The organism is Pararhodobacter sp. CCB-MM2 (assembly GCF_001691415.1).
Lineage (GTDB): Bacteria > Pseudomonadota > Alphaproteobacteria > Rhodobacterales > Rhodobacteraceae > Pararhodobacter.
The window spans coordinates 1-395 of sequence record NZ_LRRR01000115.1 but is presented as its reverse complement, the minus strand read 5'-3'; the positions used below and the strand labels follow the sequence as shown (position 1 = coordinate 395).

The following is a 395-nucleotide window of genomic DNA, read 5'->3' as shown; positions in this document are numbered from 1 at the left end:
GCGGAGCCGTGCGCCGACTCGGCCGTCCCGGAAGACGCGTGGGGGGCCTGGGCCGCCCGGCCCGGGGTCGACGCCGCGCGGCCGGTCGGCATCCGCCCCCTGAACGCCACCGCCGGGGGGCGGAGCGCCGCCGTGTCGGCCTTCGGCGTCGAACCGGACGGCACGCTCGGGCCGGACGGGATCGGCCCCGGGCGGGTCGTGCTCTCCGCGAAGGCCGCCGAGGAACTGGGCGCCGCCGCCGGTGACCGGATCGCGCTCGGCGGGACCGAGCGCGAGGTCGCCGCCGTCGCCACCGACGCCTCGTACAGCCACACGCCCGTCGTGTGGAGCACCCTCGACGACTGGCAGCGGATCGGCCCCGACGGGGCCGGGCCCGCCGAGCAGGCGACCGTGAT

1 pseudogene is annotated in these 395 nt (G+C 79.7%); it reads left to right on the top strand.

From position 1 onward, the window contains the following. Positions 1–132 precede the first annotated feature (132 nt). Positions 133–395 (top strand): annotated as a pseudogene (locus BCY78_RS24425) (hypothetical protein); the annotation flags it as partial.